General features: G+C 72.5%; 10 protein-coding genes and 1 pseudogene. 3 read left to right on the forward strand and 8 right to left on the reverse strand.

Features of this window, described 5'->3' with window-relative positions:
• The 4 genes and pseudogenes from AB0399_RS33375 to AB0399_RS33390 form a co-directional block, all read right to left on the reverse strand.
• A pseudogene (locus AB0399_RS33375) lies at window positions 1–336 on the reverse strand (hypothetical protein); the annotation flags it as partial.
• A gap of 275 nt (window positions 337–611) precedes the next feature.
• Window positions 612–1898 (reverse strand): cytochrome P450, encoded by a 1287-nt coding sequence (locus tag AB0399_RS33380; protein ID WP_366413847.1) that lies wholly within the window; start codon window positions 1896–1898, stop codon window positions 612–614.
• A 349-nt stretch (window positions 1899–2247) separates the two neighbouring features.
• Window positions 2248–4218, reverse strand: coding sequence for an acyl-CoA dehydrogenase (locus AB0399_RS33385; protein ID WP_366413848.1), 1971 nt, complete (start codon window positions 4216–4218; stop codon window positions 2248–2250).
• Window positions 4215–4751 carry an EF-hand domain-containing protein gene (locus AB0399_RS33390; RefSeq protein WP_366413849.1) on the reverse strand — a complete coding sequence of 179 codons (537 nt, stop codon included), beginning with the start codon at window positions 4749–4751 and terminating at the stop codon, window positions 4215–4217. The genes AB0399_RS33385 and AB0399_RS33390 overlap by 4 nt, the downstream gene beginning before the upstream one ends.
• 255 nt (window positions 4752–5006) lie before the next feature.
• On the opposite strand from AB0399_RS33390, the gene AB0399_RS33395 reads away from it, so the two are divergent.
• Together AB0399_RS33395 and AB0399_RS33400 are read left to right on the forward strand one after the other, a co-directional pair.
• A complete protein-coding gene (locus AB0399_RS33395) occupies window positions 5007–5558 on the forward strand; it encodes a YciI family protein (RefSeq protein WP_366413850.1) in 552 nt (183 codons plus the stop codon).
• A 235-nt stretch (window positions 5559–5793) separates the two neighbouring features.
• Entirely contained in the window at window positions 5794–6900 is a 1107-nt protein-coding gene (locus tag AB0399_RS33400) for a DUF4232 domain-containing protein (RefSeq protein ID WP_366413851.1), read from the forward strand.
• A 54-nt stretch (window positions 6901–6954) separates the two neighbouring features.
• Here AB0399_RS33400 and AB0399_RS33405 read toward each other — a convergent pair whose 3' ends face one another.
• The gene (locus AB0399_RS33405; protein WP_366413860.1) at window positions 6955–9927 is read right to left on the reverse strand and encodes a DEAD/DEAH box helicase; all 2973 of its coding nucleotides are present in this window, start codon (window positions 9925–9927) and stop codon (window positions 6955–6957) included.
• 533 nt (window positions 9928–10460) lie between these two features.
• Between AB0399_RS33405 and AB0399_RS33410 the strand changes: the two genes are divergently transcribed.
• Window positions 10461–11471, forward strand: coding sequence for an ADP-ribosylglycohydrolase family protein (locus tag AB0399_RS33410; RefSeq protein WP_366413852.1), 1011 nt, complete (start codon window positions 10461–10463; stop codon window positions 11469–11471).
• Between the two features lie 33 nt (window positions 11472–11504).
• Here the strand turns inward: AB0399_RS33410 and htpG are convergent, their stop codons facing one another.
• The 3 genes from htpG to AB0399_RS33425 form a co-directional block, all read right to left on the reverse strand.
• Window positions 11505–13484: a molecular chaperone HtpG gene (htpG, locus tag AB0399_RS33415; protein ID WP_366413853.1), complete on the reverse strand. Its 1980-nt coding sequence runs from the start codon at window positions 13482–13484 to the stop codon at window positions 11505–11507.
• A gap of 144 nt (window positions 13485–13628) precedes the next feature.
• On the reverse strand, window positions 13629–14084 hold the full coding sequence (locus AB0399_RS33420; RefSeq protein ID WP_329374176.1) for a DoxX family protein: 456 nt from the start codon (window positions 14082–14084) through the stop codon (window positions 13629–13631).
• Between the two features lie 56 nt (window positions 14085–14140).
• Complete coding sequence (locus AB0399_RS33425; RefSeq protein WP_329367583.1) at window positions 14141–15898, reverse strand: discoidin domain-containing protein; 1758 nt, start codon at window positions 15896–15898, stop codon at window positions 14141–14143.
• Window positions 15899–15946: the final 48 nt, after the last annotated feature.

A 15946-nucleotide genomic window follows, 5' to 3' on the forward strand; every position in this document is an offset into this window, starting at 1 on the left:
CTGGCACGTGACCGGCTTCCCCGAGGCGGCCGGGACCTTGGTGGGAACACCCTTCGCCGCCGGCCGGGTGGCACCGGCCCCCGCCGACGGCTTGATCCCGGACGGCGCCGTGGTGGCCGGCGCGGACACGCCGTCAGCGGAACCCGCGGCCGTGGAACCCGCCGCCGAGGAAGCTCCCGCCGAGGGCGCCAGGGTCGCCGAGACGTCAGCCGTCGAAGCACCCTCGTTCCTGCTGCCCGATCCGTCGTCACTGCACGCGGTCAGGGAGAGCGCGGCGAGCACGACGGTCGCGGCGGCACCTACGAGGCCAAGACGGGGGTTGCGGATGCTGAACATGTGGGAGTTCCTCTTTCGCCGTTCGAGTGGCTGTGTTGCTTGGATGACCAGAGCTTGTGGGGTGACCTGTCCCAGCCGCCATGCCTGCCGGGCAGTTGGGGACGCTGGAACGCCAAAAGCCCATCTGACCAGCGGAAATACGGTGCCCCTGGAACGCCGGAACGGGACGCCGCGGGTTGGCGGCACGACCGCGGGGCCCCTCGCGGGGTACGGCTACGGCCGCGGCAACGGCGAAGGGGGCGACGCCCGGACCGGCGCCGCCCGCCCACGCGACCTCACCGGGTGGCGGGCGGTGGGCGGCGGCGGTGGAAGCGGACGCGGGCGCCGTGGGCGGGGACGAGCGTGACGGAGAGCAGCCGCGCGGATTCCGGTGGGCCCGCGGGGGCGGGGACGGCGCGGGCGAGGATCTCTGTGAGGACCGTCTCGATCTCCAGCTGGGCCAGCGGCGCTCCGACGCAGCGACGCAGGCCGCCGCCGAACGGCGTCAGGGCATACGGCGGCGGGTCCGCGTCAAGATGGCGTCGGGGCTGGAAGGCGTGGGGACTCGGCCACAGCCGGGGGGCGAGGTGGACCGGTGGGAAGAGCGCCGCGACGAAGGCGTGCCGCGGCACCGGGCGGCCGGCGAGTTCGGTGTCGTGGGCGGCGGTGCGGATGGCGTAGAAGACGGCGGGGCGCAGCCGGCTCGACTCCTTGACGGTCGCCTTGAGGAGCCGGTCGGAGCCCGCGTCGAGATCCGCGATGAGGGCGTCGCGTGCGGTGGGGTGGTGGGCGAGCAGGTGCAGGGTCCAGGCGATGGTGGTCGCGGTGGTCTCGTACCCGGCCAGCACCAGCCCGGTCAGCTCGTCCAGCAACTCCTCGTCGTCCAGGCCCGCGCCCTGCTCGTCCCGGGCGTCGAGCAGCAGGGACAGCACGTCGTCTCGGCCGGAGCTGTCACCGCCGTCGGCGGCGCGGTCGGACCGGGCGCGGCGCCCCGCGATCTCCGCCCGCGTCAGGTCCCTTACGGTCGCGCGCAACCGGTTGAAGCGACCGCCCGGCGACAGCGGGCCGAGGTCCCGTTGCCACGGCTTCGGCAGGAAGAGCACGGCGAGGTTGTCCATGCCCACGAACGCGGTCAGCGCCCGCCGGAAGACCGCGGCCCGGCCCGGGTCGGTCAGGCCGAACACCACGCGCAGGATGACGTCGAGCGCCAGTCGCTGCGCCCACGGGCGGACGGGTACGCCGTCGCCGGTCAGCAGCGCCGGCAGCCCCGCGTGCACCAACTCCCGCATCCGCTGGGCCCACCGGGTGATCCGGGTGCCGTGGAAGGGCGGCAGCAGGAGCTTGCGGTGGCGCAGGTGCCGGGGCGGCGGGGTGCAGATCAGTGAGCCCGCGCCGACCGCGGGCCGCAGCAGGGCGGCGCCGTCCCCGCCGACGAACCGTTCGTGGTCGGTCAGTACCGCCCGGTTGACCTCGGCGTCGGCCGCGCACACCAGGCCCGCGCGGTACGGGAAGGTGCGGACCGAGAAGACCGGACCCAGCTCCCGGCGCAGGGCGAGTCCGTATCCCAAGGGGTCGAGGAGCATACGGCCCGTCTGCACGGCGCGAGGCGCCCTCGGCGCGGGCGGAAACCGCCGCGGGTCCCACCGCGGCTCACGGCTGAACGCGTTGCTCATGGCGCGCGAACGCTCCTCAATCGGCTCACGGGTGTACGTCGTTCGGCCCACCGGCAACGGGCATCCCCGCGGCGGCGAACGCACGGCGGTCCGCCGACCGCAATCAGCGGACCGTCGCCGGCAGCCGTCGGCCGGCAGACCGCGGACCGCGGGCCGCGAGCGCGGGCCACCCGGCAACGGAAGGCGCGGGCAGGCCCGGCCCCGCATCCACCCGGCGCACGCCTGGTTCACGTCCGGTTCGCCCGGGCTCCCGCTTGCCTCAGCCCACGACCACCGCCTGCCACGGCCCTGCCGGGTCGTCGTACGCGGCGGCGTAGCCCTCCGTCGCGATCGGCGCCTGGAGGATTCCGTCCGGGACCGCGAACGCCTCCACGAGCGCGAGCGCGTGCGGTGCCAGGTCGGCGCTGATCCGGTCGACGGCGGGGCGCAGTTCGCGGACGGCTTCGGCGGTGAGGTGGCCGTCCGCGAGGAGCGTGCCGGCGTGCGGGGCGAGGCGCTGGAGCGCGAACAGCCGGAAGAGCTGGTCGAGCACCCCGCGCGTGGTGGCGTCGCCGACCCGGCCGACCGCGGCCAGGTACGCCTCGGCGGCGCGTCGGGTGGCATACGCGTCGACGAGTTCCAGCGCCGGGTTCACCGTGTGGTTCCAGCGGTCCAACGGGTCGGCGCTGGGCAGGCCGAGCCGGCTGCGGGCGTGCTGGAGGCACTGCGACTCGTGCCGTACGAGCAGGTCGAGGAGGTGATGGGAGTCGGTCGGCGGGCCGGCGGACGCGGCGCGGTCGGGCGGCGGCGGACGGTAGCCGCGCCCGGTGAGCATGTCCGCGGCGGCCTTGGTCCAGATGACGAGGTTGTCCCCTTCGGCGGTGATGGTGCTCTCGATCGGCGCGAACAGGTCGACGACACGGTTGGCCGACAGCAGGCCCTGGGCACCGCAGCGTTCCCGGCACTCGGTCACGATGTCCCTGGACTGCCAGGTGATCCAGCCCTTCGCCGCCGCGACGAGGACCTCCGCATCGGCGGCCTCGGCGACATCGACGACGGCGGCCTCGACCCGGGTCCCGCGCCCGGCCGCCCCGGACCCGGCCACCACGCGGTCGTCCCCGCGTCCGCAGGCGTGAACGGCCTCGCGCAGCAGGAACGTCGCCGCGTACGCACGCGCCACCGCCCCGAGCAGCCTGGTCTGGTGGCAGCGGTAGGCGAAGACGGGAACGCCGGTCCTGCTGGCGGGCGCGAACGTGTGCCGGCGATGCCCGTACCGCACGGCGACCGTGAGCGCTGCCCGGGCGCCGCCCAGTGCCGCCGCGCTCAGGCAGAGCTTGCCGGTGGTCACGCGCTGGATGGACCGCAGGAACCGGCGCCGCCGGCTGCCGACCGCACTGTGGAAGCTCCCGTCGGCGGTCAACTCGGCGTGGTCACCGGCCAGCAGCGCGGTCCGGGGCACGACCACCCGGTCGAACGACGTGATGGCGTGGTCGACGGCCGATCCCGGTATCTCCGAGAGCGGGCGCACCCGGATGCCGGAAAGCGGCCCCCGCTCGTCGCGCAGTGGCACGAGGAAGAGGAACACGCCGCAGTCCTGGCCGCGGACGATCAACCTGGCCGCCACCAGACCGCTCTTGCGTCCGCCCGCGGAGCCGGTGTTGGGCATGAACTTCTGCGCGCCCGCGGTGGGGGTGTGCAGCACGAAGTCGTCCGTCTCCGGCCGGTGGGTCGCGGTCGTCTCCAACTCGGCGGCGTTGTTGCCGTAGCCGAGTTCGGTGATGAGAACGGTGCCGTACTCCCGGAGGCGGGTGAACGGCGTCGGGTCGATCGCGTGCTCGCGGTCGAGACGCAGGAGGCTGCCCAGGAAGAGGTTGTAGTGGACGGTCGCCAGGGTGGTCAGGGTGCCGTCGACCATTCCCAGCCATTCGTGCAGCGCGACCAATCGGTCCGTCGCCGTGACGAGTTCCTCGACCGAATCGACTTCGTCGTTGACGGCCCGTAGCCGCGTATATGCGAGTTCGGCACGCTCAGGAATCGACAAGCCGTCCTGGTATCGGAATAAGCGCCGGGAGAGAACCCCCGTCCATTTCCGGTGCAGGTCGTCGAAACGCCCGTCGAAGAGCACCTCGGTCAGCAACTCCGCGTGCACCGCGCCTCCGGGGTCGGTGGCGCCGTCGGCCGTACGCTCCGAGGTGCCGCCGCCGGTGCGCCCCTCGGGCAGCCACGCGGCCGCCGTGCGGGCGGGGTTCACAGGGGGCCGAAGAGCTGATGACTCGCGCTGTTGGCCGGGTCCTCGTCGCAGTAGTACTGGGTGGCCGCGGTCATCAACTGCGCCAGCGTCAGCGTGCCGTCGGCTCCGCCGGCCAGACGCTCGAAGGTCGCGCCCGCGTCGCCCTCGGGGACGCCGATGGCCGCCACGACCGCCGCGAACTCGTCCCTGCTGACCAGCCCGTCGCCGTCGCGGTCGGCGAAGTGGAAGCCGGCTTCGTAGAGCGGGCCTATCAGCGTGTCGAAGTTGTCGCTCACGTGTCGCACGGCCTGGCGGAACTCGGACTTGTCGATCCGGCCGTCCCCGTCGGTGTCGGCCGTCGCGCGCAGCGCATGCCAGTAGTTCAGCATCTCGTCGGAATACCTCTGGCCCTTCGCCGCGGCGCGCTCCTCACCGAACGAGGCCCGCACGCGCTCGGCCATCAACACGAAGTCGTCCTCCGCGATCACGCCGTCGCCATTGACGTCCAACAGCGAGAAAAGCCGTTCGTACTTCTGGTCCAGCAGGGCCCCCATAACGCTCCTCCACCCCTTCGGTTCGGATATTCCGCCACACCATGAATTTTCCCCGTGCATAGGCGGGAGCAACCCCACTCGATCGAGTGAATCGGCGCCTCCAGAAATCCCGCGGGACGAATTGCGGCGCCTACCGGACGACCGGGGCCGGGCGTGGCGACGCCGCGGCACGGCGAAACCGCCCCGGCACGGGCTCGGCGCCGCGGAACGACAATCCGCTCGACCAGGACGGCCGGCGGAAGGGACCCTGGGGGCATGGAGTTCCTCTGCTACCACCGCGATCGGCCCGGTTCCCTCACGCTGCGCGACGAGTTGACCGAAGCGCACTGGTCCTACATGGACCGGTACGCCAAGGAGCTGATCGCGCGCGGCCCGACGCTCGCCGACGACGGTGACACCCCCACCGGCAGCGTGCACATCGTCGACCTGCCCGATGTCGCCGCCGCCCGCGCGTTCGCCTTCGACGAGCCCAACTACCAGGCCGGCGTCTACCGTGATGTGCTCCTGCGCCGATGGCGCAACACGCTCGGGCGCACCATGTGGGACTTCCCCGGCGGCCGCACCGGCGGCAACCGCTACCTGGTGATCGGCCTCGGCGCCGGCGAAGCCGCCGACCTCACCGCGCCGACCGACCGGCACGAACTGATCGCCTACGGGCCGCTGTTGTCCGACGACGGCGCCGGTTGGCTGGGCACCGCCGCGCTGCTGCGGGCGCCGGACCCGGCGACGGCACGCACCGTCCTCACCGCCGGCCGGTACGCCGACGTCGAGGTCCATGACTGGCAGTTCGGCGGCCGCCCCTCGTGAACCGAGCCGACCTCCGGGCGTCGCGCCCCGGCCGCCGCTGACCGACAGCGTCCCGGTCCCCGCTGACCGACAGCGGCCGGTCGCCGCCCTGCCCCCTGCCGCCCTGCCCTACACTTCCGGGCGTCGGTCGCGCGCCCGAGGACGTCCCAGGAACGTCCAGGGGACTCCTGAGGACGTCCTGGGGACGGCGACCCGCCGGCCGACGGGGGCACGCGGACCACCCGGGGGGAAAGTCATGCGCAAGGCACGTCAGGTGGGGACGCTCGCGGTGGGGATGGCCGCGCTGGCCGTCGCCGTCACGAGCTGCGGGAACCAGAGCGGGGACGACGGCACCGGAAGCACGGGGACGCCGCCGACGACGGCCCCGCGGGTGTCCGCGGCAGCGACGTTGGAGCCCGACGGCACCGTGCCGTGGGTGGACGAACCGGCGACGGACGCCGACTTCAGGGCGCCCAGCGCAGCCCCCGCACCCGTCACCGGGCCGACCTGCCACACCTCCCAACTGACCGGCGCCCTCACCCGATGGATTCACAAGAGCACCAACGGCGAGGTGAACGACCCGATCATGGACGCCTCGTTGTTCGGCTACGCGGTGCTGACCAACACCTCGCACACCGCGTGCAAGCTGCAAGGCATCCCGAAACTGCGGCTGGCGGTGGGCGGTACCACGGTCCCGCTCCCGCACAGCGGTTCACGATCCCGCCCGGCGGTCGGACTGCCGCCGGGCGGCAAGGCGAACTTCCGCATCGACTGGGGCGGCCCCTACTGCCCCACGCAGCACGGCACTTACACCCTCGACGCCGATCTGCCCGGCGCGGGCGACGTCGCGGTGCGGCTGATGGACCAGACCGTGCCGGGGTGCGTCCACGACGACCTGCACCCCCAGGTCACCTCGTTCCTTTCGCCGGGACCGCTCTCCGACGGCGACGGAAACACGGACCCGCGCCCCGCCACCTCCACGCTGAGCACGCTCACCGCGCGCGCCACGGACGTGCCGAGGAGCGTACGGCTCGGCCGACCGGTCGACTTCACCGTCACGCTCACCAACCCCACCGGCAAAGCCGTGTCGTTGGCCGGGCGCCCGGGCTTCACCCTGGAGGTCCTGTGCACGGGCACGCAGGGGCGCGAGGGACTGAACAACGGCGGCAAGTCGTACCTGCTCAACAACCGTGCCGTGCACAGCGTTCCCGCCCACGGCTCGGTCCGGTTCGCCGTCCGGGCGACCATCCCGCAGGCGTCGTCCTTCCCCGGCCCGAACCTGTACGTCAACTGGCGCATGCTCACGAGGGGGTTGCCGAGCGGCCTGCCCTTCGTGTCGCTCACGCTCCCCACCGGAGGATGAGTCAACTCACCTCGCAACCCGCACCCGTTCGATGCGTCGGCCTGGCGCGGCGGGTCATGCCCGCCGACCGCGCAGAGCCACCAGTTCGGCCAGCTCGCCGTCGCTCAGCTCGCTGAACGCCGCCTCGCCCGATCCCAGTACGGCGTCGGCGAGTGCACGCTTCTGCCGCAGCAGTCCGGCCACCCGCTCCTCCACCGTGCCCCCGGCGACCAGCTTGTGGACCTGCACCGGCTGGGTCTGCCCGATCCGGTAGGCCCGGTCGGTGGCCTGGTCCTCCACCGCCGGGTTCCACCAGCGGTCGTAGTGGACGACGTGCCCGGCGCGGGTGAGGTTCAGACCCGTGCCGGCGGCCTTCAGGGACAGCAGGAAGACCTTCGTGCCGCCCGACTGGAAGGCGTCCACCATCTGCTCACGCCGTCGGACCGGGGTGCCGCCGTGCAGGAGCAGGCTCGGCACGCCGCGTTGGGCGAGATGGCGCTCGATCAGCCGGGCCATGGCCACGTACTGCGTGAAGACCAGTACCGACCCGTCCTCGGCGAGCACGGCGTCCAGGAGTTCGTCCAGCAGCGCCAACTTCCCCGACCGGCCGGGCAGTTTCGCGCCGTCCGGCTCCTTCAGGTACTGCGCCGGGTGGTTGCACACCTGCTTCAGACCGGTGAGGAGCTTCATCACCAGCCCGCGCCGGGCCATGCCGTCGGCGCCCTCGATCTCGGCCATCAACTCCCGCACCAGGGAGCCGTACAGCGCGACCTGTTCCCTCGTGAGCGACACCGGCTGGTCCGTCTCGGTCTTCGGCGGCAGCTCCGGAGCGATACCGGGATCGGACTTGCGCCGCCGGAGCAGGAACGGTCCTACCAGCGAGGCCAGTTGGGCCGCGGCCTGCGCGTCGTGGTCGCCCTCGACGGCCCGGGCGTAGCGGTCGCGGAACGAGCCGAGGGTGCCCAGCAGTCCGGGCGTGGTCCAGTCGAGCAGCGCCCACAGCTCGGACAGGTTGTTCTCGACCGGGGTGCCGGTCAGCGCGACCCGGCCGCGCGACGGGATGCGGCGCAGCGCGCGGGCGGTGTGCGCGTGCGGGTTCTTGACGTGCTGGGCCTCGTCGGCGACCAGCAGTGACCAGGGCCGCTCGGCGAGGAGTTCGGCGTCGCGGCGCATCGTGCCGTACGTGGTCAGCACGAAAGCGTCGTCATCAAGGCCGGCCAGTTCGCGGCCGGGTCCGTGGAAGCGGCGTACGGGCACGGTCGGCGCGAACCGGCGGATCTCCCGCTCCCAGTTGCCCAGCAGGGACGCCGGACAGACCACCAGGGTGGGGCCCGCGGTGGCCTTCCGCTCCTGACGGCGCAGGTGGAGGGCGATCAGCGTCACGGTCTTGCCCAGGCCCATGTCGTCCGCCAGGCACGCGCCCAGACCGAGCGAGGTCATCCGGTGCAGCCAGTTCAGGCCGCGCAGTTGATAGCCGCGCAGGGTCGCTGCGAGCGCCTTCGGCGGGCGGTGCGGCTCCCGCGCGGCACGCGCCTCGGGGTCGGCGATCCGCGCGCGCAGCTCTTCCAGCAGGGCACCCGCGGCGACCGGGACCCGTTCCCCGTCCACCTCCACGTGGCCGGTCAGCGCCGCGCCCAGCGCCTCGATCGGCGTCAGCGACGGCCCCCCGGCCCGGGCCGCGGTCCGCAGGCGCCGCACCAACTCCCGGTCCACCAGCACCCATTGGCCGCGCAGCCGGACGACCGGGCGGTGCGCGCGGACCAGCCGATCCACCTCGTCCGCGGTCAGTTCCTCGCCCCCGAGGGCGACCCGCCAGCGGAAGTCCAGCAGCCCGTCGGAGGTCAGGAAGGACGCGGCCGAAGAGGTCGTGCTCCGGGGGCGGTCGCCGGACGGCTCCAGGACGCCCGTCGCCGTCAGCCGTCGGACCAGGTCCCCGGGCCAGTGCACCGCCACGCCCGCTGCCGCGAGACGCTCGGCGGTACGGCCCAGCAGGTCGCGGGCATCGTCGTCGCACAGGTCGAGTCCGGTGGGAGCGGTGGACCCCGACAGCCCAGCGAGCGGCGGCCATACGCGCGCCGCGCGCCGCAGCGCGAGCCGGGTGTCCGCCCGGGCCCGCACGCCGAAGAGTTCGGGCGCCGCGGCCGTCCCCGCCCAGAGGTCGGCGGCGTCCGTGAGCACCGACGGGTCCGCCAGGCTGTGTAGTTGGACGACGGCCCGGAAGGAGCCGGCGCCGGGCCCCTCGTCGTCCTCGACGCGTCCCGGGGCTCCGGCCTCGCCCAACCCGCCTGTATGCCTTCGCTCTTGGCCGCTCGGACTCTCGCCGGAGAGGCCGCCGGCGACAACCTCCAGCCGCAGCGACACCCGAAGGGCCGCCTCGCGTGCGCGAGCAGCCCCGTCGGCCTCCTCGTCCTCAACGGCCGCCGCCCCGGCGCCCTTCGCCACCTCTACGGCCGGGGTGCCCCGCTCCGGCGCCGGGCACGCCTTTCGCACAGACGCAGCCGCCGCGAACGGCGACCCGCCCGCCACGTGCCGGGCAGCCGGCGTACGCGTCAGCGCGTCGGCCACGGCGTCCAGGAACGCCCGCAGCGTCGCCTCGGCAGACGGAAGCGCGAGCGGCGAGCCACCCGACACCGGTACGGCGCGCGCCTCGGGCGGCATGGCGGCGGCGAGGGCACCCAACCGGTCCTCGTCCGCGCCGTCCAGCGGGCCGACCCGCCACACGTCGAAGCCCGCCGGCGACCGCTCCGACCGCGACCGCCCCCGCGCCAGCAGGCTCAGTCCCAGCGTGGCCGCGGCCCCCCAGAACGCCATGCCCGCCGACGCCCGCCCGCTCGCGCCCAGCGCCCGGCAGCGGGTCAGCAGCGGTACGGCGTCGGCCACCGTCACGCTCACGACTCCCGCCCGCACCGCCGGCTCCGCGCTCCCGGGCTCCCCCGCCGGTCGGACCAGCGTGTGCCACTCCGGCTCGACGCCCAGATCCGGCGGCCGACCGGCTGGCGTCCAGAAGGCCACGCGCCCCCGCCGGGGCGGATCGGCGGGAAGGAACATCGCCTCCCCTACGGCCAGTTCCGGCAGCGCCCCGAACAGCCGCGCACGCTCCACCGCGACCGGCTCGGCCACCTCCTCGGCACCGGCCGGCCCCGCGGGGGCGCCCGCATCCACGCCCACCGCCCAACGCCCTGACACTCGCACCACCCTCGAAGCCCGCCCGTCCCCTCGCCTACCAGATCGCCGCCCGACGCCCCCAGCCACGGCCGGCACACCGCCGTCCCCATCCCCGCACGTCCAGGCTATCCACCAGCACGGACATCCCTGCCGCAGCGGCATCCCGCGAGCGCCGTACAGCCCGCGCCCGCAGCAGCCCCGCAGCCCGTACCCATACCCGTACCCGTACCCCCTTACCCGGTACCGGCCGTGCTTCCGGGCCACCCCGAGGCCCGTACGCGCCGCCCGCACTCGCCGCCCGTACGCCCCGCGTGGCCGCCCCGACCCCTCGGACCTCGACCTCGCACCCCTCACCAGCCCCGCAGCACCTCGCATGCGGTACACCTGAGAGCAGGCACAGTACGGGAGGGGGCCGCGTGAAACAGGCGGCGACAGGAACGTTGACAGGTCTGGCGGTCGGAGACGCCATGGGCTTTCCGACGGAGTTCAACACGATGGCGCAGATCGAAGCGAAGTGCGGCCCTTGGCGCACGATGCCGCTGCCGCTCTCCTCGGGTCGGGCCTACGTCACCGACGACACGCAGATGACGCTCGCCCTCGGCGAGGGGCTGATCGAAGCACTGTCCGAAGGGCCGCTGACGGCAGCCGGGTTGGAGCCGCCGGTTCGGGCGCGCTTCGTCGAGTGGTGCTTCTCGCCGGAGAACAACCGCGCGCCGGGGACGACTTGCCTGCGCGCCTGCGAGGCGCTGAGCCGGGGCGGCACCTGGCAGGCCGCCAGCGAGATCGGCTCCAAGGGGTGCGGGGCGAACATGCGGGTCGCACCGCTCGGCCTGATCCCAGGGCTGGACCGCCAACAGCGCTCCGGCGCTTCCCAGTTGCAGTCCGCGCTCACCCACGGCCATCCGACCGCGCTGGCCGCGAGCGACCTGACCGCGCACGCCGTCCAGCTGCTCGCCGAGGGCACCCGGACCGCCGAACTGCTCTCCGAGCTGCGCGCGTACGCCCATGACAGCCGCGGCCACTACCCCGCCGACTGGCTCGGCGACCTCGCCGACCGCGCGCACGACGCCGACCCCGTGTCCTTCGCGGCCCGCGGCTGGGACGAGTGCCTGGCCGTACTGGACCGCGTCGAGCGTGCGCTGCGCTCCCCCGATCCCGAGACCGACCCGTGCGCGGCCACCGGCGCCGGGTGGATCGCCGAGGAGGCGCTCGCCACCGCGCTGTACTGCTTCCTGCTCTTCCCCGACGACCCGCCCGCGGCGGTCCGGCGGGCCGCGTACTCCTCCGGCGACTCCGACTCGATCGCGGCCCTGGCCGGGGCGTTCGCCGGCGCCCACCACGGCGCCGGTGCCTGGCCGGCACCGTGGGTGGACGCCATCGAATACCGCGAACGCCTGCTGGCCCTGGGCGCCGCCTGGGACGTCTGACCCGACGGTGAGCGGCGCCCTGGGCGGCCGGTTCTACAGGCTGCGCTCGAGGCGCTCGGCCATCAGCTTCACGAAGCGCGCGGGGTCGGCGAGTTCGCCGCCCTCGGCCAGCAGCGCCATGGAGTGGACGAGTTCGGCCGTCTCCTGGAGTGCGGGGTCGTCCTGGCGCTCACCGTGCGCCCGGTTGAGGCCGACGACCAGGGGGTGCTTCGCGTTGAGTTCGAGGATGCGCTTGACGCGGGGCAGCTCCTGGCCCATGGCCCGGTAGATGTTCTCCAGGGCCGGTGTCACGTCGTTGGTGTCGGAGACGATGCAGGCGGGCGAGACGGTGAGGCGGGAGGAGAGCCGTACTTCCTTGACCTCGTCGGCCAGTCGCGCCGTCATCCAGGTGAGCAGGCCGGCGAACTCCTCCTGCTGCTTCTCGCGTTCGGTGCCGGCCTCCGCCTTCTCCTCGTCGGTGCCGAGGTCGACCTCGCCCTTGGCGACCGAGCGGAACTGCCGCCCGTCGAACTCGGGCACGGAGTCCACCCACACCTCGTCGACGGGGTCGGTGAGCAGCAGCACCTCGATCCCCTTGGCCTGGAAGGCTTCCATGTGGGGCGAGTTCTCGACGGCCTGCCGGGACTCGCCGGTCACGTAGAAGATGTGCTCCTGGCCGTCCTTCATGCGCTCCACGTACTGCGCCAGGGTGGTCAGTTGGTCCTTGTCGTGGGTCGTGGCGAAGGAGGACGCGCCGAGGATCGCGTCGCGGTTCTCGACGTCACCGAGCAGCCCCTCCTTCAGCACGCGCCCGAACTCCCGCCAGAAGGTGGCATACCGCTCCGGCGAGGAGGACATCATGTCCTTCACCGTCGACAGCACCTTCTTGGCCAGGCGGCGGTGGATCAACTGGATCTGGCGGTCCTGCTGGAGGATCTCGCGCGACACGTTGAGCGACAGGTCCTGCGCGTCCACGACGCCCTTGACGAACCGCAGATACGGCGGCATCAGCTCTTCGCAGTCGTCCATGATGAACACGCGCTTCACGTAGAGCTGCACACCGCGCTGGTAGCCCTGCATGAAGAGGTCCTGCGGGGCGTGCGCGGGAATGAACAGCAGCGCCTGGTACTCGAAAGTGCCCTCCGCCTGGAGGCGGATGACCTCCAGCGGGTCGGTCCAGTCGTGGCTGATGTGCTTGTACAGCTCGTGGTACTCGTCGTCGGTGACCTCGTCGCGCGACCGGGCCCACAGCGCCTTCATCGAGTTGAGCACCTCGGGCTCGGCCGCCTCCGCGACGTCGCCTTCCGCGCCGGCCTCCGCGCCGGCCTCCGCGCCGCCACTCTCGGCATCCGTCTCAGCCGCGGACGGCACCGGCGGCACCTGCGGCGCGGCCATCCTGATCGGCCAGGTGATGAAGTCCGAGTACCGCTTGACGATTTCGCGGATCTTCCACGTCGAGGTGTAGTCGTGCAGCTGGTCCTCGGAGTCCTCCGGCTTGAGCCGCAGCAGGATCGAGGTGCCCTGCGGAGCGTCGTCGACGCTCTCCACGGTGTACGTGCCCTCGCCGTTCGACGTCCAGCGGGTGCCCTGGCTCTCGCCCGCCCGCCGGGTCAGCAGCGTCACCTCGTCGGCCACCATGAAGCTGGCGTAGAAGCCGACGCCGAACTGGCCGATCAGGCCCTCCGTCGCCGCGGTGTCCTGGGCGTCCTTCAGCTCCCGCAGGAACTTCGCGGTCCCCGAGTTCGCGATGGTGCCGATGAGTTGGACCACCTCGTCGCGCGACATCCCGATGCCGTTGTCCCGCACGGTCAGCGTGCGGGCCTCCGGGTCGGCTTCGAGGGCGATGTGCAGGTCGGAGACGTCCACGCCGAGGGAGTCGTCGCGGAGGGCTTCGAGCCGCAGCTTGTCGAGCGCGTCGGAGGCGTTGGAGACGAGTTCCCGCAGGAACACGTCCTTGTTGGAGTAGATCGAGTGGATCATCAACTGGAGAAGCTGGCGCGCTTCCACCTGGAACTCGAACGTCTCTGTCGGCATTGTCCGTTGGTCCTTCGCAGATCACCGGGTGACGGGTACTGACCGAAGCACTCTAGATCAGCCGCTCCGCCCGCAGCCCGCGGTCCGGCCAACAGCCCCGCAGGCCGGGTGCCTGCGGGGCCGTCGGTCGGGCCGGACCACCGGTCAGGCGCGGGCGCCGATCTGGGCCCGCCGCTTGGTGGTTGCCGGTGCGCCTCCGGGGAGGGCGGGGGCGAGGTAGTGGTCGAGGGACAGGGGGCCGGGGCCGGCGAACACGATGAGCAGAAGGGTCCAGCAGAACAGGACCGCCGGTTCGCCGCCGTTCTGGATCGGCAGCAGTGCGTGGTGCTGGTGGATGTCGAAGTAGGCGAAGGCCATGGAGCCGGAGCCGACCAGGGCCGCCACGCGGGTCGCCAGGCCGGTCAGGACCAGTGCCCCACCGACGAGTTGGATGACGGCCGCGTAGCCGCCCGGCCAGCTGTCCGCGGCGATCCGGTGGTCGCCGAGCGTCCCGAACAGCGACGCGACACCGTGGCAGAGGAAGAGCAGTCCGACCACGGCACGGAACAGACTGAGCGCGTACGGCCGAGCCTCGTCGAGCCGGGCGACCGGCCCCGGCACCGAGGCCGAGGCCGAGGCCGCGCTCGGTTCACGAGCGGCCGCGGACCGGGCCCGGCTCACGTGTAGATCCCGAACTCGTAGAGCGAGTAGCCGTATCCGGTGCCCCGCTGCGTGCCCTGGACCCGGACGTACCGGCCGGTGCCGTTCACGTCGATGTCATCGACGTTGCCGTCCCCGTCGGTGACGGACTTCACCGTCGTCCAGTTGGTGCCGTCCTCCGACGTCTGGATGTCGTACGCCTTGCCGTACGCCGCCTCCCAGTAGAGCTGCACGTGCTTGAACGTGGTGCTCTGGCCGAGGTCGACCTGGAGCCACTGCGGGTCGCTCCAGTCGCTCGACCAGCGGGTGCCGTTGTTGCCGTCCACCGCGTCGCCCGCGGTGCACGGGCAGCCGCCGGTCGGGTCGGTCTGGTACGAGGACGCGGTGGCGGGCTTGTTGAGCGCCACGTTGGTGCCGTCCACCTTCGGGGGCACCACCTTCAGCGACTTGGAGCCGTAGCTCACGTTGCCGTGGTTGTCGGTGGCCTTGACGTACACCTTCCAGACGCCCGGCTTGTCGGGGGCCTTCGTGGTGATCGTGTCGCCGTTGACGGTGGAGTCGGCCGGGGTGAGCGCGCCGTTGTTGTCGACGTAGATGCTGCTGTAGAGCACCTGGTAGCTGATCGGGTCGTTCTCGGGGTCCGTGGTGTGGGTGGTGATGGTCACGTTCCCGCCGGTGGGCACACCGTCGGTGGCGCCGCTGACCGTCATGTCGGAGACCAGCGGGGGCTGGTTGTCGCCCGAGGTGTCACCGCCGTACGCCCGCTTCACGGCGTAGTACGAGGGGCGCTTGAGGCCGTCGGGCACCAGGTTGAACCAGATGCCGCCGAAGTCATCCTCGTTGCCGTAGTGGAAGAGGGTGGCGCCGAGGGCGACGCCCTGGTGGCTGGTGATGCAGTTCCAGGCGCTGGTGTAGCCGTCGGCCTTCTGCTGGTCGGTCGGCTCGTCGGGCACGCCGTTGGCGTCGTTGGGCACCTCCCACGACCCGGCCGGGCCGCCTTCGGTGACGATGTACGGCTTGTCGTAACCGCCCGCCTCCCAGTCGGACTTGACGTTGCAGACGTCCTTGTAGGAGTTGACCGCGTACAGGTCGAGGTCCGGCGCGTCCCGCTTGTAGTACGGCCAGGCGCCGGTCCACGCGTCGGTGGAGGTCACCGGGTGGTTCGGGTCGACGGAGTGGATCTTCTGCGCGATCTGGTTGACGAAGGTGACGTACGCGTCGCGCTGCTGCTCCAACGCGTCGCCGCTGTAGCAGTTCTGGAGCCCGAGCACCGACTCGTTGCCGACGTCCCACATCAGCACGCCCGGGTTGTCCTTGTAGGTCTCCACCCACTTGGGGAACTCGGTGAGCATGTCGTTCTTGTAGGTGTCGTCGGTCAGGTAGTTGACGCAGCCGCCGGCGCCGGGGCCGCCGCCGGGCTGGAGCCAGAACCCGGCGATCACCTTGATGCCGTTGGCCGCCGCGGCGTCGAACAGCGGCGCGCTGGTCGCGTCGGTGCCCCAGGTGCGGACCGTGTTGACGCCCATCTTGGCCAGGTCCGGCATGTCCTGTGCCGCGTCGGTCGCCGCCGGCCCCCAGGTGAGTCCCTTCACCTCGTAAGGGGCGCCATCCACGGTGAGCTGCCAATTACCCTGCGAGCCGGTCACCTTGACCACGCTTCCCGCCGCGTGCGCGGCCGGCGCCTGGATCACGGCGAGTCCCGCGACGGCGAGAGCGGTCGCCGCGAGTGGGGCGACGGCGCGACGCGCCCGTCCCTTCCTGAAAGGTCGCTGCATGTCTTCCTCCTTGGTGCGGATGGGCCCGGTCACGGGTGGCTCACGAGG

Source organism: Streptomyces sp. NPDC088194, from assembly GCF_040702025.1.
GTDB lineage: Bacteria > Actinomycetota > Actinomycetes > Streptomycetales > Streptomycetaceae > Actinacidiphila.

What these genes read in the sequence shown, in the direction of transcription:
- AB0399_RS33425 (WP_329367583.1), bottom strand. Translation starts at nt 15,898, where the DNA reads ATGCAGCGACCTTTCAGGAAGGGACGGGCGCGTCGCGCCGTCGCCCCA.
- AB0399_RS33400 (WP_366413851.1), top strand. Translation starts at nt 5,794, where the DNA reads ATGCGCAAGGCACGTCAGGTGGGGACGCTCGCGGTGGGGATGGCCGCG.
- AB0399_RS33405 (WP_366413860.1), bottom strand. Translation starts at nt 9,927, where the DNA reads ATGTTCCTTCCCGCCGATCCGCCCCGGCGGGGGCGCGTGGCCTTCTGG.
- AB0399_RS33395 (WP_366413850.1), top strand. Translation starts at nt 5,007, where the DNA reads ATGGAGTTCCTCTGCTACCACCGCGATCGGCCCGGTTCCCTCACGCTG.
- htpG (WP_366413853.1), bottom strand. Translation starts at nt 13,484, where the DNA reads ATGCCGACAGAGACGTTCGAGTTCCAGGTGGAAGCGCGCCAGCTTCTC.
- AB0399_RS33390 (WP_366413849.1), bottom strand. Translation starts at nt 4,751, where the DNA reads ATGGGGGCCCTGCTGGACCAGAAGTACGAACGGCTTTTCTCGCTGTTG.
- AB0399_RS33380 (WP_366413847.1), bottom strand. Translation starts at nt 1,898, where the DNA reads ATGCTCCTCGACCCCTTGGGATACGGACTCGCCCTGCGCCGGGAGCTG.